At 59.0% G+C, this 25225-nt stretch carries 23 protein-coding genes, 1 tRNA gene and 2 pseudogenes; 19 read left to right on the top strand and 7 right to left on the bottom strand.

Going from position 1 to position 25225, the window contains the following annotated elements; all coding sequences use genetic code 11:
* The first annotated feature begins 143 nt into the window (after positions 1–143).
* From rutA to rutG, 7 genes and pseudogenes are all read left to right on the top strand, one after another.
* Complete coding sequence (rutA, locus tag DR88_RS17365) at positions 144–1235, top strand: pyrimidine utilization protein A (RefSeq protein WP_004179293.1); 1092 nt, start codon at positions 144–146, stop codon at positions 1233–1235.
* Positions 1235–1946 (top strand): annotated as a pseudogene (gene rutB, locus DR88_RS17370) (pyrimidine utilization protein B). The gene rutA and the pseudogene rutB overlap by 1 nt, the downstream one beginning before the upstream one ends.
* On the top strand, positions 1939–2331 hold the full coding sequence (rutC, locus tag DR88_RS17375) for a pyrimidine utilization protein C (protein WP_002898877.1): 393 nt from the start codon (positions 1939–1941) through the stop codon (positions 2329–2331). Before rutB ends, rutC begins: the two are co-directional and overlap by 8 nt.
* Positions 2328–3131 carry a pyrimidine utilization protein D gene (rutD, locus tag DR88_RS17380; protein ID WP_025860827.1) on the top strand — a complete coding sequence of 268 codons (804 nt, stop codon included), beginning with the start codon at positions 2328–2330 and terminating at the stop codon, positions 3129–3131. Before rutC ends, rutD begins: the two co-directional genes overlap by 4 nt.
* Positions 3128–3718, top strand: a complete 591-nt coding sequence (locus DR88_RS17385; RefSeq protein ID WP_004141442.1) for a malonic semialdehyde reductase — start codon at positions 3128–3130, stop codon at positions 3716–3718. The genes rutD and DR88_RS17385 overlap by 4 nt, the downstream gene beginning before the upstream one ends.
* A 10-nt stretch (positions 3719–3728) precedes the next feature.
* Positions 3729–4223 (top strand): NADH-dependent FMN reductase RutF, encoded by a 495-nt coding sequence (rutF, locus tag DR88_RS17390; protein ID WP_025860824.1) that lies wholly within the window; start codon positions 3729–3731, stop codon positions 4221–4223.
* A gap of 21 nt (positions 4224–4244) precedes the next feature.
* A complete protein-coding gene (gene rutG / locus DR88_RS17395; protein WP_004147883.1) occupies positions 4245–5567 on the top strand; it encodes a pyrimidine utilization transport protein G in 1323 nt (440 codons plus the stop codon).
* 404 nt (positions 5568–5971) lie between these two features.
* Here rutG and DR88_RS31275 read toward each other — a convergent pair whose 3' ends face one another.
* Positions 5972–6451 (bottom strand): DMT family transporter, encoded by a 480-nt coding sequence (locus DR88_RS31275; RefSeq protein WP_227499850.1) that lies wholly within the window; start codon positions 6449–6451, stop codon positions 5972–5974.
* A 6-nt stretch (positions 6452–6457) separates the two neighbouring features.
* Positions 6458–7444, bottom strand: a pseudogene (locus DR88_RS0125400) (type I glutamate--ammonia ligase); the annotation flags it as partial.
* Between the two features lie 225 nt (positions 7445–7669).
* On the opposite strand from DR88_RS0125400, the gene puuD reads away from it, so the two are divergent.
* From puuD to DR88_RS17415, 4 genes are all read left to right on the top strand, one after another.
* Positions 7670–8422, top strand: a complete 753-nt coding sequence (gene puuD / locus DR88_RS17400; protein ID WP_020802183.1) for a gamma-glutamyl-gamma-aminobutyrate hydrolase — start codon at positions 7670–7672, stop codon at positions 8420–8422.
* 25 nt (positions 8423–8447) lie between these two features.
* Positions 8448–9005, top strand: a complete 558-nt coding sequence (puuR, locus tag DR88_RS17405) for an HTH-type transcriptional regulator PuuR (RefSeq protein WP_002898590.1) — start codon at positions 8448–8450, stop codon at positions 9003–9005.
* A gap of 320 nt (positions 9006–9325) precedes the next feature.
* Entirely contained in the window at positions 9326–10813 is a 1488-nt protein-coding gene (puuC, locus tag DR88_RS17410; RefSeq protein ID WP_004214498.1) for an aldehyde dehydrogenase PuuC, read from the top strand.
* Between the two features lie 2 nt (positions 10814–10815).
* Positions 10816–12096 (top strand): NAD(P)/FAD-dependent oxidoreductase, encoded by a 1281-nt coding sequence (locus DR88_RS17415; RefSeq protein WP_004147878.1) that lies wholly within the window; start codon positions 10816–10818, stop codon positions 12094–12096.
* On the opposite strand, the gene DR88_RS17420 is transcribed toward DR88_RS17415, so the two are convergent.
* Positions 12093–13055: a LysR family transcriptional regulator gene (locus DR88_RS17420; RefSeq protein ID WP_004221441.1), complete on the bottom strand. Its 963-nt coding sequence runs from the start codon at positions 13053–13055 to the stop codon at positions 12093–12095. The two genes, DR88_RS17415 and DR88_RS17420, sit on opposite strands and share 4 nt — an antisense overlap.
* An 82-nt stretch (positions 13056–13137) precedes the next feature.
* On the opposite strand from DR88_RS17420, the gene DR88_RS17425 reads away from it, so the two are divergent.
* The 5 genes from DR88_RS17425 (at position 13138) to DR88_RS17445 (ending at position 19986) form a co-directional block, all read left to right on the top strand.
* Positions 13138–14223, top strand: a complete 1086-nt coding sequence (locus DR88_RS17425) for a tartrate dehydrogenase (RefSeq protein ID WP_004147877.1) — start codon at positions 13138–13140, stop codon at positions 14221–14223.
* Between the two features lie 504 nt (positions 14224–14727).
* Positions 14728–16335, top strand: a complete 1608-nt coding sequence (locus DR88_RS17430; RefSeq protein WP_004183615.1) for a BCCT family transporter — start codon at positions 14728–14730, stop codon at positions 16333–16335.
* Positions 16336–16371: 36 nt separating this feature from the next.
* Positions 16372–17496 carry a carnitine monooxygenase, oxygenase subunit YeaW gene (yeaW, locus tag DR88_RS17435; RefSeq protein WP_004147875.1) on the top strand — a complete coding sequence of 375 codons (1125 nt, stop codon included), beginning with the start codon at positions 16372–16374 and terminating at the stop codon, positions 17494–17496.
* 18 nt (positions 17497–17514) lie between these two features.
* Complete coding sequence (locus DR88_RS17440) at positions 17515–18963, top strand: NAD-dependent succinate-semialdehyde dehydrogenase (protein WP_004147874.1); 1449 nt, start codon at positions 17515–17517, stop codon at positions 18961–18963.
* Between the two features lie 57 nt (positions 18964–19020).
* Positions 19021–19986, top strand: coding sequence for a PDR/VanB family oxidoreductase (locus DR88_RS17445; RefSeq protein WP_004147873.1), 966 nt, complete (start codon positions 19021–19023; stop codon positions 19984–19986).
* A 169-nt stretch (positions 19987–20155) separates the two neighbouring features.
* On the opposite strand, the gene DR88_RS17450 is transcribed toward DR88_RS17445, so the two are convergent.
* Positions 20156–20344: a hypothetical protein gene (locus DR88_RS17450; protein ID WP_025860815.1), complete on the bottom strand. Its 189-nt coding sequence runs from the start codon at positions 20342–20344 to the stop codon at positions 20156–20158.
* A 28-nt stretch (positions 20345–20372) separates the two neighbouring features.
* On the opposite strand from DR88_RS17450, the gene DR88_RS17455 reads away from it, so the two are divergent.
* Positions 20373–21554 carry an EAL domain-containing protein gene (locus DR88_RS17455; RefSeq protein ID WP_508604239.1) on the top strand — a complete coding sequence of 394 codons (1182 nt, stop codon included), beginning with the start codon at positions 20373–20375 and terminating at the stop codon, positions 21552–21554.
* Positions 21555–21703: 149 nt separating this feature from the next.
* Here DR88_RS17455 and DR88_RS17460 read toward each other — a convergent pair.
* Both DR88_RS17460 and DR88_RS17465 read right to left on the bottom strand, forming a co-directional pair.
* Positions 21704–21791 (bottom strand) — tRNA-Ser (locus tag DR88_RS17460).
* Between the two features lie 119 nt (positions 21792–21910).
* Entirely contained in the window at positions 21911–23563 is a 1653-nt protein-coding gene (locus tag DR88_RS17465; RefSeq protein ID WP_032443827.1) for an ABC transporter substrate-binding protein, read from the bottom strand.
* A gap of 269 nt (positions 23564–23832) precedes the next feature.
* On the opposite strand from DR88_RS17465, the gene yccA reads away from it, so the two are divergent.
* A complete protein-coding gene (gene yccA, locus DR88_RS17470) occupies positions 23833–24492 on the top strand; it encodes an FtsH protease modulator YccA (RefSeq protein WP_032443826.1) in 660 nt (219 codons plus the stop codon).
* Positions 24493–24580: 88 nt separating this feature from the next.
* Positions 24581–24910, top strand: coding sequence for a sulfurtransferase TusE (gene tusE, locus DR88_RS17475; protein ID WP_025860814.1), 330 nt, complete (start codon positions 24581–24583; stop codon positions 24908–24910).
* Here the strand turns inward: tusE and yccX are convergent.
* The gene (gene yccX, locus DR88_RS17480) at positions 24907–25188 is read right to left on the bottom strand and encodes an acylphosphatase (protein ID WP_004150835.1); all 282 of its coding nucleotides are present in this window, start codon (positions 25186–25188) and stop codon (positions 24907–24909) included. The genes tusE and yccX overlap by 4 nt on opposite strands.
* Positions 25189–25225 lie beyond the last annotated feature (37 nt).

The raw sequence follows: 25225 nt of genomic DNA, 5'->3' as shown, positions 1-25225 counted from the left end.
GCAACTCAAAAGTAACACATTAATAACATTAGCATTTATAAAACTGGCATCGCCTTTGCTTTACCTTTTCTGCGAGGTGGTCCAGGGAGAGGCAGGATGCCGCACCATCGCAACCCATCTTCCATGACTGCAGAGAGGTAGGTATGAAAATTGGTGTTTTCGTTCCCATTGGCAACAACGGCTGGCTGATCTCCACCCATGCCCCGCAGTATATGCCGACCTTTGAACTGAATAAGGCCATCGTGCAGAAGGCCGAGCACTACCATTTCGACTTCGCGCTCTCCATGATCAAACTGCGCGGCTTCGGCGGGAAAACTGAATTCTGGGATCACAACCTGGAGTCCTTCACCCTGATGGCCGGCCTGGCCGCGGTGACCTCGAAGATCCAGATCTACGCCACCGCCGCCACCCTGACGCTGCCGCCGGCGATTGTCGCCCGGATGGCCTCCACTATCGACTCCATCTCCGGCGGCCGGTTTGGCGTCAATCTGGTAACCGGCTGGCAAAAACCGGAATATGACCAGATGGGCATGTGGCCGGGAGATGACTATTTCGCCAGCCGCTATGACTATCTCACCGAATACGTCCAGGTGCTCCGTGACCTGTGGGGCACCGGGCGCAGCGATTTCAAAGGCGACTACTTCACCATGAACGACTGCCGTGTCAGCCCGCGCCCGTCGCAGCCGATGAAGGTGATCTGCGCCGGGCAGAGCGATGCCGGGATGGCCTTCTCCGCCCAGCATGCGGACTACAACTTTTGCTTTGGCAAAGGGGTCAACACGCCAACGGCCTTTGCCCCGACCGCCGCACGCATGATGCAGGCGGCGGAAAAAACCGGCCGCGACGTGGGGTCCTATGTGCTGTTCATGGTGATCGCCGACGAAACCGACGAGGCGGCGCGCGCCAAATGGGAACATTACAAAGCGGGCGCCGATGAAGAAGCGCTGGCGTGGCTCACCGAGCAGAGTCAGAAAGATACCCGCTCCGGCAGCGATACCAACGTGCGCCAGATGGCCGACCCCACCTCGGCGGTCAACATTAACATGGGCACCCTGGTCGGATCGTATGCCAGCGTCGCCCGTATGCTTGATGAAGTAGCGAGCGTGCCCGGCACCGACGGCGTGCTGCTGACCTTTGATGATTTTCTTGCCGGCATTGACGCCTTTGGCGAACGCATTCAGCCGCTGATGCGCTGCCGGAACCACATTGCTTCTGTTACCCGTGAGGTGGCCTGATGATTACCCTTCCCGCCTCGCCCGGAATCCCTGTCCTTCGCGCCGCAGCAGAGCGCGCTGATTGTGGTCGATATGCAGAACGCCTACGCCAGCCAGGGCGGTTATCTGGATCTCGCCGGCTTTGACGTCTCCGCTACCCGGCCGGTTATCGACAATATTAATACCGCCGTCGCCGCCGCTCGCGCCGCGGGTATGTTGATTATCTGGTTCCAGAATGGCTGGGATGATCAGTATGTTGAAGCTGGCGGCCCGGGCTCGCCGAACTATCACAAATCCAACGCGCTGAAAACGATGCGTCAGCGTCCGGAGCTGCAGGGCAAGCTGCTGGCGAAAGGCGGCTGGGATTATCAGCTGGTGGACGAGCTGACGCCGCAGGAAGGCGATATCGTGTTGCCGAAACCGCGCTACAGCGGCTTCTTTAACACCCCGCTCGACAGCATTTTGCGCAGCCGCGGCATACGCCACCTGGTGTTCACCGGGATCGCCACCAACGTCTGCGTCGAATCGACGCTGCGCGATGGCTTCTTTCTCGAATACTTCGGCATCGTGCTGGAGGATGCCACCCATCAGGCCGGCCCGGCCTTCGCCCAGCAGGCGGCGCTGTTCAATATTGAAACCTTTTTCGGCTGGGTCAGCGACGTTGAGAGCTTCTGCCACGCGCTGTCCCCCGCCGCCCCGCTGGCTTTAGCCAAGGAGAAACGTTATGCCTAAACAGGTGATTATTCCGCCAGGCACCACCGCGCCGATTGCCCCCTTTGTTCCGGGGACGCTCGCCGACGGGGTGGTCTACGTCTCGGGCACCCTGCCGTTTGATAAGCAAAACAATGTGGTGCACATCGGCGACCCAAAGGCGCAAACCCGCCACGTGCTGGAGACCATCAGGAGCGTTATCGAAACGGCGGGCGGGAGTATGGCGGATGTGACTTTCAACAGCATCTTTATCACCGACTGGACAAATTACGCCGCGATTAACGAGGTCTACGCCGAGTTCTTCCCCGGCGATAAACCGGCGCGCTTCTGCATTCAGTGCGGACTGGTGAAGCCCGATGCGCTGGTGGAAATCGCCAGCGTCGCCCATATCGGTACCCCGACATGATGAGGCTCAATATTGCTCCGGCTCCGTGGCCCGGCGCGCCGGTGGTGGTCCTCAGCGCCGGTCTGGGCGGGGGCGGCGGCTACTGGCTGGCGCAGCGCGCGGCGCTGGAGGAACAGTATCAGCTGGTGAGTTATGACCATAACGGGACCGGGGAGAACGCCGGTCCGCTGCCCGCCGGCTACAGCCTGGCGACGATGGCCGGGGAGCTGTTCAGCGCTCTGCAGGCGGCGGGGATCGCCCGCTTCGCGCTGGTGGGCCACGCCCTGGGGGCGCTGATTGGCCTGCAGCTGGCGCTCGATCGCCCCGAGGCGGTGAGCGCCCTGGCGCTGGTCAACGGCTGGCTGTCGCTGTCGCCGCATACCCGCCGCTGCTTCCAGGTGCGCGAGCGTCTGCTGCATGCCGGCGGCGCGCAGGCGTGGGTCGAAGCGCAGCCGCTATTTCTCTACCCGGCGGAATGGATGGCCGCGCGCCTGCCGCGCCTCGAAGCGGAAGATGCGCTTGCCTTCAGCCATTTTCAGGGCAAAGAGAATCTGCTGAAGCGGCTGCAGGCCCTGAAGCAGGCTGATTTTTCACGCCGTGCGTCGGCCATCGCCTGCCCGACGCTGATTATCAGCGCCGCTGACGACCTGCTGGTCCCCGCCTCCTGCTCCCGCGTGCTGCAGACGGCGATCCCCGGCAGCCAGCTCGTGGAAATGCCGTGGGGCGGCCATGCCTGTAACGTCACCGACGCCGATACCTTTAATACCATTTTACGCGACGGGCTGTCCGCTATGCTGCCGGTCGCCAGGGAGACCCGATGAACGACGCGATAAACCACACGGCCTGCGAGACGCTGTTTACCCAGGCCCGGACCCACAACGGCTGGCTGGATAAGCCGGTGAGCGATGCGCAGCTGCAGGCCGTCTGGGACCTGATGAAAATGGGGCCGACTTCCGCCAACTGTTCGCCAGCGCGCATCGTGTTCGTGCGCAGCGCGGAAGGCAAAGAGAAACTTCGCCCGACGCTCTCCAGCGGCAATCTGCAGAAAACCATGCAGGCGCCGGTGACCGCCATCGTGGCGTGGGATAGCGCCTTCTACGACCGGCTGCCGACCCTGTTTCCCCACGGTGACGCCCGCAGCTGGTTTACCTCCAGCCCGCAGCTGGCGGAAGAGACCGCGTTTCGCAACAGCTCCCTGCAGGCGGCGTATCTGATTTTTGCCTGCCGGGCGCGGGGCCTCGACACCGGGCCAATGTCCGGTTTTGACCGGGAAAAAGTCGACGCGGCATTTTTTGCCGACAACGGCTGGAAAAGCAACTTGCTGGTGAACATCGGCTATGGCGACCCCGGCAAGCTGTACGGCCGCCTGCCGCGCCTGTCCTTTGATGAAGCCTGCCTGCTGGCATAAGGAGTTTACGATGGAGTTAACGGACAAAGCGAGTTTCCGTGACGCCATGGCCCACGTCGGCGCCGCGGTTAACATTATTACCACCGATGGCCCGGTGGGCCGGGCGGGGTTCACCGCCAGCGCGGTCTGCAGCGTTACCGACACGCCGCCGACCCTGCTGGTCTGCCTGAACCGCTCGGCTTCGGTGTGGCCGGTGTTCAGCGAACACCACACGCTGTGCGTCAATACCCTGGCGGCCGGACAGGAGGCCCTGTCGACGCTGTTTGGCGGTAAAACGGCAATGGACGAGCGTTTTGCCGCCGCCGACTGGCAGACCGGCGCCACCGGCTGTCCGCGGCTGGAGGCGGCTCTGGTCAGCTTTGACTGCCGCATCGACCAGCGCGTCAGCGTCGGGACGCACGACATTCTGTTTTGTCACGTCGTGGCCATTACCCGTCACCCGGAGCCCCGGGGACTGATGTGGTTTGACCGCGGCTATCACACGCTTATGCGACCCGCTTGTTAACCTTTAACCCGGGATATCATCATGGCACTCTTCGATTTTCCTCGCTGGAAGCTGACCTCTCCTGCCGCCGAATCCGGCGTTGTCGCCCCCGATGAACGCTTGTCGGCCGGGCAAACGCTGGTGATGGGCGTGCAGCACGCCGTTGCGATGTTCGGCGCGACGGTGCTGATGCCGTTGTTGATGGGGCTCGACCCGAACCTGTCTATTCTGATGTCGGGCGTCGGCACCCTGCTGTTCTTTGTCGTCACCGGCGGACGGGTGCCGAGCTATCTCGGCTCCAGCGCCGCTTTTGTCGGGGTGGTGATCGCCATTACCGGCTTTAACGGCCAGGGGCTGAACCCTCATCTGAGCGTCGCCCTTGGCGGGATCATCGCCTGCGGGCTGGTCTACACCCTGATTGGTCTGGTGGTGATGAAGATCGGCACCCGCTGGATCGAGCGCCTGATGCCGCCGGTGGTGACCGGCGCGGTGGTGATGGCTATAGGCCTGAACCTGGCGCCGATTGCCGTGCGCAGCGTCTCCGCCAGCGCCTTCGACAGCTGGATGGCGGTGTTAACTGTACTCTGCATCGGCATAGTGGCGGTATTTACCCGCGGGATGCTGCAGCGACTGCTGATCCTGGTCGGCCTGATCGTCGCCTGCGCGCTGTACGCCCTGCTGGCTAACGGCCTGGGCCTTGGCAAACCGCTGGACTTCTCCCCCCTCGCCCAGGCGGCGTGGTTCGGGCTGCCGCACTTTACCACCCCATCCTTTAACGGCCAGGCGATGATGTTGATTGCGCCGGTCGCGGTGATCCTGGTGGCCGAGAACCTCGGGCACCTGAAGGCCGTCGCCGGGATGACCGGGCGCAATATGGACCCGTACATGGGGCGCGCCTTCGTCGGCGACGGGCTGGCGACCATGCTCTCCGGTTCGGTGGGCGGCAGCGGGGTCACCACCTATGCGGAGAACATCGGCGTCATGGCGGTGACCAAGGTCTACTCAACGCTGGTGTTTGTCGCCGCGGCGCTGATTGCCATGCTGTTGGGTTTCTCGCCGAAGTTCGGCGCATTAATCCACACCATTCCCGGGCCGGTGATCGGCGGCGCCTCGATCGTGGTATTTGGCTTAATTGCCGTCGCCGGGGCGCGGATCTGGGTGCAAAACCGGGTGGATCTGAGTCAAAACAGCAATTTGATCATGGTGTCGGTGACCCTGGTGCTGGGCGCCGGCGATTTCGCGCTGTCGCTGGGCGGCTTTACGCTGGGCGGGATTGGCACGGCCACCTTCGGGGCGATCCTGCTGCACGCGCTGATTCATCGCGGGACGCGCGAGGCGAAGGAGGCCAGGGTAACGCCGGTGTAAGCCACATTAGCGCGGCGTTGGCGCAGGGAGCGGTGTGGGCCTGGGTGGTGTGATCCTGTAGGCCGGATAAGGCATTTATGCCGCCATCCGGCACCACCACGGGCACGGAACCTGACCGCCCGGCGGCGCTGCGCTTGCCGGGCCTGGAGACTGCCACGGCCTTCCGGGAATGTTTCAGCGATTTTGAGGCCGTCAGCACCGGCAGTTTCAGCAACAATGGTGAATAAATTAACGGCAGGTCGTACGAACGCAGGCCGGGTAAGGCGCAGCCGCCACCCGGCATAAAAGCGACGCCGTGCCTAGAGCCATCGCCCGGCGGCGCTGCGCTTGCCGGGCCTGGAGACAATCAGAGCCGGACGAGTACCAGCCAGGATAAGCGCCGCTGTCGGGTCAGAAGGAAAATATTATGGCTCGCGGCGATCGGCCAGGTCCGTGAGCGGCTGCGCATCGTCGTTTGTGGAAACCTGCGGCGGCGACTTGCGCTTCCACTTCAGCTCGCTCACCAGCACCCCCGCGAGGATCAAAACGCAGCCGAGCAGGGCCAGCAGCGGCAGACGCTCACCGGCCAGCCGGCCAAAAATACCGGCCCATACCGGTTCACCGGTATAAATAAGGGTGGCCCGCGTCGGCGAGACGCTGCGCTGCGCCCAGCTCATGGTCACCTGAATGATCGCGCTGAAAATCCCCAGCCCCAGCGCGACGCCGAGCAGGGCCGGCGTCAACGACGGCACCGATTCACCCGCCGGCTTCATGGCGGCGAAAGCCACCAGCGACGCGGTCGCCAGCTGCACCACCGTCACCCGGCGGACATCGACTTTTCCGGCCCAGGCGCTGATAAGGATAATCTCCGCCGCGATCGCCACCGCGCTTGCCAGAGTGATCATCTCCCCCACGCCAAGCGCCAGCAGCGCCATCGAGGCCGGCATCAGATCGATCATCCCGGCCAGCGCGCGTTTGAGCAGCGCAGAGTCTTCCCCATCGCCGTCCACCAGCACGTTTTCCCCTTTATTGTTCAGCATGCTGATGTGGATATGCATCCCACTGCCGGCATGCTCTTCATAAGGCTTCGCCATAAAAGTGGCGTGCATCTTATGCTTCTCCGCCATCAAACGCACGAGACGTTTTAACGCCAGCGCATCATCGCAGGCGTCCAGCACGTTATCGGTATGGTGAAGGTTGATTTCAAACTGGCCCGGCGAGGCTTCCGCCACCGCGCCATCGGCGGGGATCAGCTGCAGTTTGGCCAGCTCGTCGATGTCGTTGAGCACGTCAGCGAAGTGGTTAAGGTTATCGACCGAATAGACCTGGCTTTGGGTGTTGCGATCGTCGGTGCCCGGCGCACACGGCGGCTGCAGGTAGCCTTCGGCATCGCGTTTGCGGTCCAGTAAATAGAACTCCAGCTCTACCGCTACCACGGGGAACAGCCCGCGCTGGCGCAACTGCTGCCAGAGGCGGTTGAGTACGTTCCGCGGCTCAACGTCAAAGGGAGCGCCATCTTCATCAACCATGGTTAGCTGTACCTGGGCTATCGATTGTGGGTCAGCCGCCGAAGGGGTTAAGGTGCCGGGTACCAGGATGCAGCTGCGATCCGGCTCGCCCATCTCCTGGCCCAGACCGGCCTCTTCCACCACATTGCCGAGAATATCCATCGCAAACACCGAGGCCGGGAAATAACAGCCTTTCTCCAGTTTGCTCAGGCCGGCAACCGGGATGCGCTTGCCGCGGAAGCAGCCGTTCAGGTCAGTGAGGAGGACATCGACATACTGGGTATCAGGGTAGGTTTCGAGGTAGCGCTTCACTTCTTTCGCGAACGCGCTAACCCGTCTCTCTTCCGTTTGCTGAACAAAATTCTCAACTTCTACGATATTGGTTTCCATGATTCACCGCCGTTGGTTGGGTTTCGGTCCTGCACTCAGACCGTTAAATATAATGTCCACCCCATCGACTGTGTATGCAAATAAATTGTTTGTCAAATGTTAAATTAAGTTTGCAAAGGGCTATTTCCACTGCTAGATTGAGAAAATATTGAACGATATGGCCGTTAAACCCGCTATAGCGGTCATAATTTAGTCCACTTTGTGAGGGCGATCATGGAAAATATAATGTACAAGCCAGTTATTGGCGTCGTGATGTGTAGAAACAGGCTTAAGGGTCACCAGACCCAGACCTTGCAAGAAAAGTACCTGAATGCAATTGTTAACGCCGGCGGACTGCCGATTGCCCTGCCGCATGCGCTGGCGGAGCCGGAGCTACTGAACGCGGTCGTTGATAAACTGGACGGGATCTACCTGCCAGGCAGCCCCAGCAATGTGCAGCCGCACCTTTATGGTGAAAACGGCGATGAGCCTGACGCCGACCCCGGGCGTGATCTTCTGAGCATGGCGCTGATTAACGCCGCGCTCGAAAGGCGCATCCCCATTTTCGCCATCTGTCGTGGACTGCAGGAACTGGTTGTCGCCACCGGCGGGACTCTGTATCGTCGTCTGTTCGAGCAGCCTGAGCTCCTTGAACATCGCGAAGATCCTGAACTGCCCGTCGAGCAGCAGTATGCGCCGTCCCATCAGGTTGAGGTTCAGGAAGGAGGATTGCTGTCGCAATTGATACCGGGCTGCAACACGTTTTGGGTAAACTCGCTACATGGGCAAGGGGCAAAAACCCTCAGTCCGCAGCTGCGCGTGGAGGCGCGAGCGCCGGATGGACTGGTGGAAGCGGTCAGCGTGAACGATCATCCTTTCGCGCTGGGCGTACAGTGGCATCCAGAATGGAACAGTAGCGAATACGCCCTGTCGCGTATGTTGTTTGATGGTTTTATCACCGCCTGTCAGGGCCATCATGCTGAAAAGCGGCGGCGCTGACCACTACCGTTAAGGAAATGCAAATATGAGCGATGACGGACTGGCGCCAGGGAAACGTCTGTCAGAGATCCGCCAACAGCTGGGTCTCTCACAGCGTCGTGCCGCCGAACTGTCTGGGTTAACACATAGTGCCATCAGCACCATAGAGCAGGATAAAGTCAGTCCTGCCATCAGTACGCTGCAAAAGCTGCTGAAAGTCTATGGGCTGTCGCTCTCGGAATTCTTTTCTGAACCCGAAAAGCCGGACGAACCCCAGGTGGTCATTAATCAGGATGACCTGATTGAGATGGGAAGTCAGGGCGTTTCCATGAAGCTGGTTCATAACGGAAATCCGAACCGTACGCTGGCGATGATTTTTGAAACTTACCAGCCTGGAACCACGACCGGGGAGAGGATTAAGCATCAGGGTGAGGAGATAGGCACCATACTGGAAGGTGAGATCGTGCTGACCATTAACGGTCAGTCGTACCACCTGGTGGCTGGACAGAGCTATGCCATTAATACCGGCATTCCGCACAGCTTCAGCAACACCTCGGCAGGCATCTGCCGCATCATCAGTGCCCACACCCCCACCACATTCTGATTATTTCGCCTGAACAAAGTTCAGGCTTACTTCAGGCCTGTCGCGACGGAAAATCTATTTTCGTCGCGGCGAAGAACTCGTAGTAATAACGTCTGCGCCGTACGGAATATTATTTCCTGTTGGCCCTGAAATAATTAACGCCAGTGAATGGCGTCTCGCTCCTGAATAATTCGGGTTGCAAACAACCCGTCAAAACTCAGGAGAATAAAACGGTATTCAACTCCGGGGATACGCTATGCCCTGCGCCCGGCGCAGTGCCCCCGTGCAGCCTGAAAACGCCGCACTGATTAATTTGCCGATAATGTTTTTAAGGAGTCATGATGAATTTTCAGCACCTGGCTTACTGGCAGGAAAAAGCGAAAAACCTGGCCATTGAAACGCGCTTATTTATTAACGGCGAATATTGCGCCGCGGCCGATAATACCACCTTTGAGACTATCGACCCCGCCGCGCAGCAGACATTAGCCCAGGTCGCCCGCGGTAAAAAAGCCGACGTCGAACGGGCGGTGAAAGCCGCGCGCCAGGCTTTTGATAACGGCGACTGGTCGCAGGCCTCCCCCGCACAGCGTAAAGCGATCCTCACTCGCTTTGCTGATCTGATGGAGGCCCATCGTGAAGAGCTGGCGCTGCTGGAAACGCTGGATACCGGCAAACCGATTCGCCACAGCCTGCGCGACGATATTCCCGGCGCCGCCCGCGCCATTCGCTGGTATGCCGAAGCGCTGGATAAAGTCTATGGCGAAGTGGCCCCCACCGGCAGCAACGAGCTGGCGATGATCGTTCGCGAACCAATTGGCGTGATCGCCGCGGTGGTGCCGTGGAACTTCCCGCTGCTGCTGGCCTGCTGGAAACTCGGCCCGGCGCTGGCGGCGGGCAATAGCGTCATCCTCAAACCCTCGGAAAAATCGCCGCTCACCGCCCTGCGTCTGGCCGGGCTGGCGAAAGAGGCCGGCCTGCCGGACGGCGTGTTGAACGTGGTCAGCGGCTTTGGCCACGAGGCCGGGCAGGCGCTGGCCCTGCATCCTGATGTTGAAGTCATCACCTTCACCGGCTCCACCCGCACCGGCAAGCAGCTGCTGAAAGACGCCGGCGACAGCAATATGAAGCGCGTGTGGCTGGAAGCGGGCGGCAAGAGCGCCAACATTGTCTTCGCCGATTGCCCGGATCTGCAACAAGCGGTTCGCGCCACCGCCGGCGGCATCTTCTACAACCAGGGACAGGTGTGCATCGCCGGGACCCGTCTGCTGCTCGAGGAGAGCATCGCTGACGAGTTCCTGGCGCGGCTGAAAGCTGAGGCGCAACACTGGCAGCCGGGCAACCCGCTCGATCCGGACACCACCATGGGCATGCTGATTGACAATACTCATGCCGACAACGTGCATAGCTTTATTCGCGGCGGCGAAAGCCAAAGCACCCTGTTCCTCGACGGACGGAAAAACCCGTGGCCTGCCGCCGTTGGCCCGACCATTTTCGTTGACGTCGACCCGGCATCAACCCTCAGCCGGGAAGAGATCTTCGGCCCGGTGCTGGTGGTGACCCGCTTCAAAAGCGAAGAAGAGGCGCTAAAGCTCGCCAATGACAGCGACTACGGCTTGGGCGCCGCGGTGTGGACCCGCGATCTCTCCCGCGCCCACCGCATGAGCCGCCGCCTGAAGGCCGGCTCGGTCTTCGTCAACAACTATAACGATGGTGATATGACCGTTCCGTTCGGCGGCTACAAGCAGAGCGGCAACGGGCGCGATAAATCGCTGCACGCGCTGGAAAAATTCACCGAACTGAAAACCATCTGGATTGCCCTGGAGTCTTGATCATGACTGAACATACCACTAGCTACTATGCCGCCAGCGCCAACAAGTATGAACCGTTCCCGACGCTGGAGGGATCCATCAACTGTGACGTCTGCGTCGTCGGCGGCGGCTACACCGGCCTCTCGTCTGCCCTGCATCTGGCCGAAATGGGCTACGACGTGGTGGTGCTGGAAGGGGCGCGCATCGGCTTCGGCGCCAGCGGCCGCAACGGCGGTCAGCTGGTCAACTCCTATAGCCGCGATATCGACGTCATTGAAAAGAACTACGGCCCGGATGCGGCAAAAATGCTCGGCAGCATGATGTTCGAAGGCGGCGATATCATCCGCGAACGCATCCAGCGGTATCAGATCCAGTGCGATTACCGCCCGGGCGGCCTGTTCGTGGCGATGAACCATAAACAGCTGGAAATCCTGGAAGAGCAGAAAGCCAACTGGGAGCGCTACGGCAACACCCAGCTGGAGCTGCTGGACAGAGAGGCCATTCGTCGCGAAGTGGACAGCGACCGCTACGTCGGCGCCCTGCTCGACCACAGCGGCGGCCATATTCACCCGCTGAACCTTGCCATCGGCGAAGCGGATGCCATTCGCCTGAACGGCGGCCGGGTGTATGAGCAGTCGCCGGTCACCCGCATCCAGCACACCAGCCCGGCGGTGGTCAGCACCGCGCGCGGCCAGGTCACCGCGCGCTACGTGATCGTCGCCGGCAACGCCTATCTCGGCGATAAACTGGAGCCGGAGCTGGCGAAACGCAGCATGCCGTGCGGCACCCAGGTGGTCACTACCGCTCCGCTGTCGGAAGAGGTCGCCCGCTCGCTGATCCCGAAAAACTACTGTGTGGAAGACTGTAACTACCTGCTGGACTACTACCGTCTGACCGGCGACAACCGTCTGCTGTACGGCGGCGGCGTGGTCTACGGCGCGCGCGATCCGGACGACGTGGAGCGGCTGATTATGCCGAAACTGCTGAAAACCTTCCCGCAGCTGCAGGGGGTGAAGATTGACTACCGCTGGACGGGCAACTTCCTGCTAACCCTGTCGCGGATGCCGCAGTTCGGGCGTCTCGATAACAATATTTACTACATGCAGGGCTACAGCGGCCACGGCGTGACCTGTACCCACCTTGCCGGACGCTTGATTTCAGAGCTGCTGCGCGGCGACGCCGAGCGTTTCGACGCCTTCGCCAAACTGCCGCACTACCCGTTCCCGGGCGGCCGCAGCCTGCGCATTCCTTTTACCGCCATGGGCGCCGCCTACTACAGCCTGCGCGACCGCCTTGGGGTTTAATCGCCTCTGCCGACGGCGCTGGCCGTCGGCTCATGCTGCGGATAGTGCAGCTGAAAGTAGTGGCGCAGAAACTCCACGGTGGTGCGGATTTTGGCCGACGTCGCCAGCCGGGAGACGTAAACCGCCCAGACGTTGGCCGGCTGCCAGTAGTCCGGCAGCACCTGCACCAGATGTCCGCTGGCGATATTCTCCCGGACGTCCCACCACGAACGGAGCGCAATCCCCTGCCCGTCCAGACACCACTGATGCACAATTTCACCATGGTTGGAGGAGAGCGGCCCGGTTACCTTGATGGCGTGCTGGCCCTCTTTGCTATGCAATTGCCAGACGCCGAACGGATGATCGCGCTCTTTAATCACCAGGCAGGGTAACGCGGCCAGATCGCTCAGCTGTTTCGGCGGCGCATGGCGGGCAAGGAACTGCGGCGAGGCGCAGAGTACGCGGTGATTGGCCGCCAGCTGGCGGGCAATCAGATTCGGTGCGATATCGTCGCCGACGCGAATATCGAGATCCACCCCTTCATTGACTAAATCCACCAGCCGGTCCTGGACATCGAAACGCAGCTCCAGCTGCGGGTACTGGAGAGCCAGCGCCGACAGCGCCGGGGCGACAACCCGACGGCCAAAGCCGAAGCTACTGATAATACGCAGCGTTCCCTGCGGCACCTGGCGCACGTCGGAAAGCTCATCCATCATCTCATCGACATCCTGCAAAATGCGCTGCGCCCATTCATAGATCCGCTCCCCCTCTTCGGTAATGGTGACCCGGCGGGTGGTCCGGTGCAGCAACATCACATTCAGGGTTTGCTCCAGCAGCGAAACCCGCTTGCTGACGAACGCCGGCGATACGCCAAGCTCCTCGGCGGCGGCGGCGAACCCGGCCCGGCGAGCGACCAGCATAAAGACGCGTAAATCATTTAGCAGCGGCAGATTATTCATGATCTGTGTTTTATGTTTCACCAGTTAGCGTGATTAATTATGAACCAGTCAATTATAGGATAGGCAGGTGGTCAAACATCATCGCTAAAAAGTGAGAACCGGAATGAAAAAAACCTGTCGTATTGCCGCCATCCCGGGTGACGGAATTGGCAAAGAAGTGCTGCCTGAAGGGATTCGCGTGCTGCAAGCCGCCGCACAGCGTTGGGATCTGTCATTGAGCTTCGAGCAGATGGAGTGGGCAAGCTGCGAATATTATGCCCATCACGGCAAGATGATGCCGGACGACTGGCGCGAGCAGTTGCAGGGCTTCGATGCCATCTACTTCGGCGCCGTCGGCTGGCCGGATACCGTTCCCGACCACATTTCGCTGTGGGGGTCGCTGCTGAAGTTCCGCCGCGAGTTCGATCAATACGTCAACCTGCGCCCGGTGCGCCTGTTCCCCGGCGTCCCCTGCCCGCTGGCGGGTAAAAAGGCCGGCGATATTGATTTTTACGTGGTGCGCGAAAATACCGAAGGCGAATATTCCGCCCTTGGCGGCCGCGCCAATGAAGGCACCGAGCATGAAGTGGTGATTCAGGAGTCGGTCTTTACCCGCCGCGGCGTGGACCGGATCCTGCGCTACGCCTTCGAACTGGCGCAAAGCCGCCCACGCAAAACGCTGACCTCCGCAACCAAATCCAATGGCCTGGCGATCAGCATGCCCTACTGGGATGAGCGGGTGGAAGAGATGGCCAAAAACTATCCGGATATTCGCTGGGACAAGCAGCATATCGATATCCTGTGTGCCCGCTTCGTGCTGCAGCCGGAGCGTTTCGACGTGGTAGTGGGTTCTAACCTGTTCGGCGATATTCTCTCCGATCTCGGCCCGGCCTGTACCGGCACTATCGGTATTGCGCCGTCGGCCAATCTCAATCCGGAGCGCACCTTCCCGTCGCTGTTCGAGCCGGTTCACGGCTCCGCGCCGGATATCTACGGTAAAAATATCGCCAACCCGATCGCCACCATATGGGCCGGGGCGATGATGCTCGATTTCCTCGGCAACGGCGATGCGCGCTATCACGCCGCGCACAACGGCATCCTGGCGGCGATTGAGCAGGTGATTGCCAGCGGGCCGAAAACCCCGGATATGAAAGGCAGCGCATCAACGCAACAGGTCAGCGACGCTATCTGCAAAGCCATTTTGGCGTAATTACCCCGCCGCTCCCCGGTGGCGCTGCGCTTACCGGGGCTACAATCGCACGATAATGTAGTGTGTAGGCCGGGTAAGGCACAGCCGCCACCCGCCAAAAAAAACGGCACAGCAAGTAGCCCGGGTAAGGCGCAGCCGCTACCCGGCAAAAAACGGCACAGCAAGTAGCCCGGGTAAGGCGCAGCCGCTACCCGGGAAAACCCGCGCGCCTGGTCCGCCAACGCCCCTCTCTTTTCGCTATGCAGAATCCCCCACGATTGACAAGTGAACCGCATCACAGCGGTGAACTTTATTAATTCCTGAAAGGACAGAACCTGCGCCAATTTACCTTTTATTATTTCCGTTTCGTGTTTTATTGCTTCACGAAACGGCCAATTGTTTAATTCATGTAACGAAGAAATAATCCAATTGTTAATAGCATCTTGCTACGAACCCTGACCCTACAGCGTGATAACAACGACAGGCTAAAGCCACCGACGGGCAATCATGCCCAGGAGATCACTCATGTTGAGCAACGTAAAGAAAAAAGATGTGCCGCTGATTGCCATCAGCCTGGCGGCCATTGTTTTCATCGCCGCTACATTAAGTCTCTTCCCCCAGCAAACCGCGCAGGCGGCTGATTCGATTTTTAACGGCGTGACCCGCCTGCTGGGTTCCACGGTACAGGTACTGGTGCTACTGGCGCTGGGACTGGTGTTGTATCTGGCCACCAGCAAATACGGCAATATCCGTCTCGGCGAAGGTAAAGTCGAATACAGTACCCTCTCATGGCTGTTTATGTTTATCTGCGCCGGTCTCGGCTCCTCCACGCTGTACTGGGGCGTTGCCGAATGGGCTTATTACTACCAGACCCCGGGCCTTAACATTGCCCCGCAATCGCCGAAAGCGCTGGAATACAGCATCCCTTACTCTTTCTTCCACTGGGGCGTAAGCGCCTGGGCAACCTATACCCTCGCCTCGCTGATCATGGCCTATCACTTCCACGTGCGGAAAAATAAAGGCCTCAGCCTCTCCGGGATCGTTTCGGCGATCACCGGCGTTAATCCGCAAGGTTTCTGGGGCCGTCTGGTCGATCTGATGTTCCTGATCGCTACCGTCGGCGCGTTAACCATTTCGCTGGTAGTCACCGCCGCCACCTTCACCCGCGGCCTGTCAGCGCTGACCGGACTGCCGGATAACTTCACCGTGCAGGCATTTGTGATCCTGCTCTCCGGCGGTATTTTCTGCATGAGTTCGTGGATTGGCATCAACAACGGCCTGCAGCGCCTGAGCAAAATGGTCGGCTGGGGGGCGTTTCTGCTGCCGTTGGTGGTATTACTGGTTGGCCCGACCGAATTCATCACCAATAACGTCATTAACGCCGTCGGCCTGACGACCCAAAACTTCCTGCAGATGAGCCTGTTTACCGACCCGCTCGGCGACGGCGCCTTTACCCGCAACTGGACCGTCTTCTACTGGCTGTGGTGGATCTCCTACACCCCAGGCGTGGCGATGTTCGTCACCCGCGTCTCCCGCGGGCGCAAAATCAAAGAGGTGATCTGGGGACTGCTCCTCGGTAGCACCGCCGGCTGCTGGTTTTTCTTCGGGGTGATGGAAAGCTACGCCATGCACCAGTTCGTCAACGGCGTGATTAACGTACCACAGGTGATGCAGACTCTCGGCGGCGAAACCGCCGTCCAGCAGGTCCTGATGTCGCTGCCGGCAGGTAAGCTGTTCCTCGCCGCCTATCTGTTCGTGATGATTGTTTTCCTCGCTTCGCACATGGATGCGGTGGCTTACACCATGGCGGCGACCAGTACCCGTAACCTGCGCGAAGGCGAGGATCCGGATCGCGGCATGCGCCTGTTCTGGTGCGTGGTGATCACCCTCATCCCGCTGTCGATTCTGTTTACCGGCGCTTCGCTTGAGACCATGAAAACCACCGTGGTGCTGACCGCCCTACCGTTCCTGGCCATTTTACTGATTAAAACCGGCGGCTTCGTGCGCTGGTTAAAACAGGACTACGCCCACGTTCCGGTCCATCAGATAGAAACCCATACCCCCGAGCCCATTATTAAAGCCGAGACGCTGCCGGTTGGCGCGGTACTCAAAGGCGACGGCCAGTCGCTGTAAAACCTCTTACTGACAATAATCACAAGGAGACCCTACATGAGCAATTTGAGCCCTGACTTCACCCTGCCGATTAACTTTTGCGCTAATCCGCAGGATGCCTGGATCATTCCGGCCCGTTTTTATACCGACAGCCAGGCGTTTGAGCACGAGAAAGAGCGCATCTTCGCCAATAGCTGGATTTGCGTCGCCCACGGCAGCGAGGTCGCTCGGCCGAACGATTACATTACCCGGGAGATCATCGGCGAAAATATCGTTATCGTCCGCGGCCGCGACAACATTCTGCGCGCCTTCTATAACGTCTGCCCACACCGCGGCCACCAGCTACTGAGCGGCGAGGGCAAAGCCAAAAACGTGATTACCTGCCCCTATCACGCCTGGGCCTTCAAGCTGGACGGCAATCTCGCCCACGCCCGCAACTGCGAAAACGTGGCGAATTTCGATAGCGAAAAGGCAACGCTGGTGCCGGTTCGCCTGGAAGAGTATGCCGGCTTTGTGTTTATCAATATGAATCCGGAAGCGGAGAGTGTGGAAACGCAGCTACCGGGGCTGCAGGACAAAGTGCTGGAAGCCTGTCCGGACGTGCATGATCTGAAACTGGCGGCGCGCTTTACCACCCTCACCCCGGCGAACTGGAAAAATATCGTCGATAACTATCTGGAATGTTACCACTGCGGTCCGGCGCACCCGGGCTTCTCGGATTCCGTCCAGGTTGACCGCTACTGGCACACCATGCACGGCAAATGGACGCTGCAGTATGGCTTCGCCAAACCGTCCGAGCAGTCGTTTAAATTCGAAGAGGGTACCGACGCCGCGTTTCACGGTTTCTGGCTGTGGCCGTGCACCATGTTCAACGTCACGCCGATCAAGGGCATGATGACCGTTATCTATGAATTCCCGGTGGATGAAGAGACCACTCTGCAGAATTACGACATCTATTTCACCAACGAAGAGCTGACTGACGATCAGAAAGCGCTGATTGAGTGGTATCGCGACGTGTTCCGCCCGGAAGATTTACGCCTGGTGGAAAGCGTGCAGAAGGGGCTGAAGTCCCGCGGCTATTGCGGCCAGGGGCGCATTATGGCGGATAACAGCGGCAGCGGTATCTCCGAGCACGGGATCGCGCATTTCCACAATCTGGTCGCCCAGGTGTTCCAGCCGTAATCGTTGAAGGAGCTTGCTATGTCTGTGTTTCACTCAGATCTGTTTCGCCAGCAGGCGCTGATTGCCGGAAGCTGGCGCGACGCCGCCGACGGCACGACGCTTGCCGTCAGCAATCCTTCCACCGGCGCGACGCTCGGCCAGATCCCCAATATGGGGCGTGCGGAAGCGCAACAGGCAGTGGATGCCGCCGCGGCCGCGCTGCCGGGCTGGCGCGCGTTCACCGCCGCTCAGCGCGCCGCGCTATTGAAAAACTGGCATCGCCTGATCCTCGAAAACAAAACCGCGCTGGCGCAGATAATGACCGCCGAGCAGGGCAAGCCGCTGGCGGAAGCGGAAGGCGAAATCGCCTATGCCGCCTCGTTTATCGAGTGGTTTGCCGAACAAGGGAAACGCGCCAACGGCGAGATAATCCCCTCCCCCGGCGCCGATAAACGCCTGATGGTGATCCGCCAGGGGGTAGGCGTCTGCGCGGCGATCACCCCGTGGAACTTCCCGGCGGCGATGATCACCCGGAAGGCCGGCCCGGCGCTGGCCGCGGGTTGTACGATGGTAATTAAGCCTGCCAATGAAACGCCGTTTACCGCGCTGGCGATGGCGGAACTGGCGAATCAGGCCGGGATCCCGCAGGGCGTCATTAACGTCGTCACCGGCCAGTCGCGTGAGATTGGCGCGGAGTTCACCGGTGATGAGCGGGTGCGTAAGCTCTCCTTTACCGGTTCGACCGAAGTCGGCCGCGTGCTGATGCGCCAGTGCGCGGAATCCATCAAAAAGCTCTCTTTAGAGCTCGGCGGTAACGCGCCGTTTATCGTCTTTGACGACGCCGATATCGATAAAGCGATCGAGGGCGCGCTGATCGCCAAGTTCCGCAACGCCGGGCAAACCTGCGTCTGCGTCAACCGCTTCTATATTCATCGCGCCGTCTACGACCAATTCTGCGATAAGTTCGTTGCCCGCGTCGCCGCTCTGAAAGTCGGCGATGGCAACGAGTCCGGTGTGCAGATTGGCCCGCTGATCAACGCCGACGCCGGGCGCAAAGTGCAGTCCCTGCTCGACGACGCCATGAGCCGCGGCGCCACGCTGTTAACCGGCGGAAAAGCGCATCCGCTGGGCGGTAATTTCTTCACCCCTACGGTGATCGGCGACGTACAGCCGGGGTCACTGCTGCTGCAGGAAGAGATCTTCGGCCCGGTGGCCGCGCTGGTGAAATTTGAGGATGAGCAGCAGGTCATCGAGCAGGCGAATAACACCATCTACGGTCTCGCCTCCTATTTTTACAGCAACGATGCCGCCCGTATCTGGCGCGTCTCCGAGCAACTGGAATACGGCATGGTCGGCATCAATACCGGGCTAATTTCCAACGAAGTCGCACCGTTTGGCGGAGTGAAACAGTCGGGTCTTGGCCGCGAAGGCTCGGAACACGGAATCGAAGATTACCTGGAGATGAAGTATCTCTGCCAGGGGTTGTAAATCTGCTCTCCCGGCGATGGCGCTAGCCACGCCGGGATTTTTTAATGGAGTTCAGCGATGTCTGATTATCAAATGTTTGAGGCGGTCGTTCGCGATGTTGAACAGATCACCCCTCTTGTGAAGCGTTTTACGCTGGTGTCGCCGACCGGCGCCCCGCTGCCGGCATTCAGCGGCGGCAGCCATATTATCGTCCAGATGCAGGATGGCGAGCAGCGCTACAGTAACGCCTATTCGCTGATGAGCTCGCCGCTGGATACCTCCAGCTGGCAGATTGCGGTGCGTCTTGAGTCGCCTTCCAAAGGCGGCTCGCGTTTTATGCACCAGCGGGTGCGCCCGGGCGATACCCTGACGGTGTCCACGCCCAACAATCTGTTCGCCATCGAACCACAGGCGCGAAAACATCTGCTGATCGCCGGCGGCATCGGCATTACGCCATTCTTATCGCATATTCCGGAACTGGAACAGCGGCAGGCCGACTGGCAGCTGCATTACTGTTTTCACGACGCCGACAGTAATGCTTTCGTCGATGCGCTCAGCGCTGCGCCATGGCGCGATCGGGTCAATGTTCATGTATCAGCGCTCGGCAGCCGTCTCGACCTACCGCGCCTGTTCGCCGACCTCGAGCCAGGAACCCACGTGTATACCTGCGGCCCAGCGGCGCTTAACGAGGCGGTGAAAGCCGCCGCCGAACGCCATCAGGTGCCCGCCAGCCAGCTGCACTTTGAGCAGTTTATCCTTGAGGATAAAAGCGGAGAGGCATTTACCCTGGTGCTGGCGCGTTCCGGACGCGAATTTACCGTGCCGCAGGATATGACCATTTTGCAGGTGATCGAGAATAACAAAGCGGCGAAAGTGGAATGTCTGTGCCGCGAAGGGGTGTGCGGCACCTGCGAAACGATGATTCTGGAGGGGGAAGCCGACCACCGCGATCAGTATTACAGCGAGGAAGAGAAAGCCAGCCAGCAGAGTATGCTGATCTGCTGCTCGCGCGCTAAAGGCGGCCGGTTAGTGCTGGATTTGTAAAGCGCACACCGGCAAAACGGCGGTGAGATGGACTGACCCCGCGGAATTGTTCCAACGTACTACCACTCCATGGCGACGAGGTCAGTGGCGCGGATACTATCGGCTTCATCCTCCGCCTGATTAGCTTTCTGTGCGGCATCGGCGATAGCCGGCGCCGCCTGCTCAGGGATTAGCCGCTAAATACCCGCGCCTTGCCGCTGACCGTCAGTCGCACCATCGCGCCGGGCTGCCACGCGGCCTGGCTGACGGTGCGATCGCCAAGAAACAACGCCGTCTCTTCATCCACCGGCTGCGAGTGATTGCCTTTTCCCTGGCGCTGATGGTATTTCTTGCGGGCGTGTTCGTCATTAACTGGCAACCGGGTCCTGACACTTAGCCCTGAGTCTTTGCCTGATGACCCTCTGTTACTGCTCCCGGCCAGAATGATGGTCAATAAGCGGCCGGTGCTGATCTATCAGACGCGCTTAGCGCCGATCAGGGTGATTGTCACGATCAGCGACATCCATCTGCGCGATGCGCTATATAGCGATACCGATAACAACGGGCTGGCACTCTGGGTGCAGAACCAAATGATTGCCAGATATGGCGATGTTAAGCCGCTGGCTGCGGACCCACACCAGGAGGTATTTACCTCGCCCGCCTATTCGTTTCGTATTGCCTATCCCGAGTCGCTTTTTTTTAGTCTCGCCCGCCTGGTGAATAATGGCTCCGGCCTGCTGATCTTTATTTTCTCGGTTTCGCTGCTGTTTTATTTCCTGATGCGTAAATATCTTAATGTTTACACCTCTGAAGAGGAAAAGTTGCGCTACGCCATCATCCAGGGTTATATCGTTCCCTACTATCAGCCGCTGGTGAACGGGAAAACCGGGGAGATATACGGCGTGGAAATTCTCGCCCGCTGGCAAAACAGCACGACGCCAGCGAGCTCGCCCGCGGAATTTATTCCGCTGGCCGAACGTACCGGCTTAATTATTCCCCTAACCCGCAGCCTGATGGCGCAGGTCAACGCGCAGATGAGACCACTCTTTAGTAAACTACCGGATGGGTTTCATATTGACCTGAATATCAGCGTGTCACATATTAACGCGCCGACGTTTATCGATGACTGCCTGCACTATCAGCGCGGCTTTGAGGGTAAAGCGGTGAAGCTGATGCTGGAGATCACGGAGCAGGAGCCGCTGTTGCTCAACGGGGCGGTTGTGGACAAGCTCAATACGTTACACTCCCTCGGGTTTTCCATCGCGCTGGACGACTTTGGCACCGGCTATTCCGGGCTTTCCTGTCTCCACGAGCTGATTTTCGACTATATCAAAATCGATCAGAGTTTTGTCGGCCGGGTAACTGGGGAGGCGCCGGCAAGCAAGCTGCTGGACTGCGTGATAGAGATGGCGCGGACGCTGTCACTGCGCATCATTGCCGAGGGCGTCGAAACCGAGGCCCAACGGGATTATCTTAATCGCCAGAATATTCATCTGCTGCAGGGCTACTATTTCTGGAAGCCGATGCCCTACGTCGCGCTGGTCATGCTCCTGCTGAGCAAACCGAAGGCGCGGATTGTCGAAGAATAAGCGGGCGTTGTGAAAAGTCCTGCCATGCGACGGGCTATGTATCCGTCAGCGCTGTGGGAATGAAAACGTCGTCGGTCGCTGTCCGGGTCATGCACGACCGACCGGACAAAGCAAGAAGGGGTTACCTTTCGGTAACCCCTTCTTTTATATGGCGGAAGCGCAGAGATTCGAACTCTGGAACCCTTTCGGGTCGCCGGTTTTCAAGACCGGTGCCTTCAACCGCTCGGCCACACTTCCGGTGTGAGGCGCACTATAAACACCTCGGCGGATGCTGTAAAGCATCATTTTGATCAACTGCCTTAAAAACAAACAATTTTGTGTTATTCGTCTGAATTTCAGGCAGTTTGCACAGAAAATCAACGCCCATCGCCGCTGGCGGATGGGTGTTTTTTAATGTACATGTCTTTGGTGTAGTAATACCCCAGCTTATCCGGCGTGAAGCCCCCTACCCAAGGTTTCACCAGATGGGTACGTACATAGTGATAGACCGGAATGGCGGGAACATCCTGCGCCAGCAGATCTTCCGCCTGCTGATAGTATTTGCCCCGGGTCGCCACGTCGGAGGCTTTCGCCGCATTGCGCAGGGCCTCATCGTAAGCAGGGTTGCTGTACTGACTGGTGTTCTCGCTATCACCGGTACGGAAAGTATTGAGGAAGGTGGCGGCATCGTCGTAGTCGGCAATCCACGCGTAGCGGACGGCGTCGAAGTTATGCGTATGCATGGTATCCAGCATCGTCTTCCACTCCTGGTTCTGTAGCTTCGCCTCGACGCCGAGGTTTTTCTTCCACATAGAGCTGGCGGCAATGGCGATACGCTGGTGCGACTCAGAGGTGTTATAGAGCAGGGTAAAGACCAGCGGATGGCTTTCATCATACCCCGCCTGCGCCAGCAGTTTTTTCGCCTCGGCAATCCGTTTCTCACGCGGCCAGCTGGCGTAGTCCGGGTTATGCAGCGTCACGCCGCCGATATCCGGCTGACCGATCAGCCAGGCCGGGCGCTGGCCCTGGCCAAGCACTTTTCCGGCAATGATATCTTTATCAAGCGCCATATTCAGCGCGCGACGCACACGGGCGTCGTTAAACGGCGGCCGGGTAGTATTGAATTCGTAGTAATAGGTCGCCAGCTGCGGCGAAACGTCCAGCTGGTCGCCCATGGTTTTCTGCAACTGCGCAAACTGATTGATCGGCACCGTATAGACAATATCAATCTCCCCTGTTTTGTAGCGGTTGACATCGGCGGCCTCCGAAGAGATTGGCAGGTAAGTCACTTTATTAATAACGGTGTGCGCATTATCCCAGTACTTTGCATTACGTTCAGCCACCAGCCGCTCATTCACCACCCATTGGGACAGCTTATACGGGCCGCTGGTGACGATATGCTCTGGTCGGGTCCATTTATCGGCATACCGCTCCACCAGCACTTTGTCGATCGGTACCAGCGAAGGGTGCGCCAGCATCGCCAGGAAGGCGGCATTCGGCTGGGTCAGAGTGACCTGCAGCGTGGTGTCGTTCAGCGCTTTCACCCCCAACGTCTCGGGTCCCTTTTGCCCGAGGGCAATCTCGCGGGCGTTGGCGATATGCATATTGCCAGGGTAGCTCGCGTAGGGGGAGGCTGTTGCCGGCGAGACCAGCCGTTGCCAGCTCCAGACGATATCCTGCGCTGTAATGGCCGTGCCGTCGGACCAGGTCAGACCGGGGCGTAAATGGAAGGTCCATAACAGGTTGTCTTTGTTTTCCCAGCGTTCCGCCAGTCGCGGCTGGATCACCCCCGCTGGCGACACGCTGACCAGCCCTTCAAAGAGATCGCTAATGATATTGAATTCAACATCGCTCTCGACTTTATGCGGATCGAGTGACGCCGGTTCACTGCCGTTATTTCTGACCAGCTCCTGCTTTTCCGCCAGCTGGGTGCCCGGCGGCACCTGCGCCGCCAGCGCCCCGCCGCTCATAGCCAGCATACTGACAGCCAGGAGTGTTCGGGTGATGTGATTTTTTTTGTGTAATGTCATTTCCCTTTGCCTTTGACGTACGGGGTAATCCCCCTCTTCCACACTTAGTCGCAGAACTGCCATAAGGCAATATTTTTCAGTGACCTATAAGATTTCGATCGACTCAGCGACGCGAAAAGCGAAAATATATCGCTTTTTCCTATCTATATAGAATTTTATGCCAGGCAAAAGCGGTAAAAACTAAGTAAAGATGGGTAAAAGCATTAGGGCTTCACGCTTGTTTTTCTTATTCTTTATCCCTAATTACATCTGTCATAAGAGAGTGACTCATGGATCGCATAATTACATCATCGCGTGACCGTTCCTCGCTGCTCAGCACGCACAAGGTTCTGCGTAACACCTACTTCCTGCTCAGCCTGACGCTGGCGTTTTCCGCTATGACCGCCACCGCCAGCACAGTGCTGATGCTCCCTTCGCCGGGTCTCATTTTGACCCTCGTAGGGATGTACGGTCTGATGTTCCTGACCTACAAAACGGCGAATAAACCCACCGGGATTATTTCCGCCTTCGCCTTCACCGGGTTCCTCGGCTATATCCTTGGGCCGATGCTGAACGCGTATCTTTCTGCCGGCATGGGCGATTTAATCGGCCTGGCGCTGGGCGGCACGGCGCTGGTCTTCTTCTGCTGCTCGGCCTATGTGCTGACGACGCGTAAAGACATGTCATTCCTTGGTGGGATGCTGATGGCCGGCGTGGTGGTCGTCCTGATTGGTATGGTCGCTAACCTGTTCCTGCAGCTGCCGGCGCTGCACCTGGCGATTAGCGCGGTGTTCATCCTGATCTCTTCGGGTGCCATCCTGTTCGAGACCAGCAACATTATCCGCGGCGGTGAAACCAACTATATCCGCGCGACGGTCAGTCTGTATGTCTCGCTGTACAACATCTTTGTCAGCCTGCTGAGCATCCTGGGCTTCGCCAGCCGGGACTAACCGCTCCCCTGCTTAACAGAGGCCTCGCTTATGCGGGGCCTTTTTTTTTGCTACACTACGGCCAGTTTCAGGCGGTATGTGAAAAATCATGTTTATTTTTGAAGGCAACGAAATTGAAACGGATAGCGAAGGCTATCTGAAAGATACCACCCAGTGGAGCGAGGCGATGGCGGAAGTCATTGCCGCGCAGGAAGGGATAATGCTCGCCGTTGAACACTGGGAAGTAGTGCGCTTTGTGCGCGAGTTTTACCTTGAATTTAACACCTCTCCGGCGATCCGTATGCTGGTCAAGGCGATGGCCAACAAGTTTGGCGAAGAGAAAGGCAACAGCCGCTATCTCTATCGCCTGTTCCCGAAAGGACCCGCCAAACAGGCGACTAAAATCGCCGGCTTGCCGAAGCCGGTGAAGTGCATCTAATAGAGGATCGCGAATTTGTCCCAGCTGCGGGTGGGTTGATGGGGCTCGGTTAACACTCGGTCAACCCGCGCGCTGCGCGGCCCCCCGGCTTTCAGCCAGGCGATGAGTTTTTCCACCTGCTCCGCCTCGCCGCAGGCAAGCACTTCCACCCCGCCGTCATCCAGATTACGGGCATAACCGGTCACCCCCAGCTGCAGCGCTTCCCGCTGCGTGGAATAGCGAAATCCCACGCCCTGAACCGAACCGTAAACCCATGCCATTGTGCAGATACTGGCCATAATCATCTCCTTTTCGCTCACGCTATACGCTGAGGAT

The organism is Klebsiella pneumoniae, assembly GCF_000742135.1.
Taxonomy (GTDB): Bacteria; Pseudomonadota; Gammaproteobacteria; order Enterobacterales; family Enterobacteriaceae; genus Klebsiella; species Klebsiella pneumoniae.
This window is presented reverse-complemented; position numbering and strand designations above follow the sequence as displayed.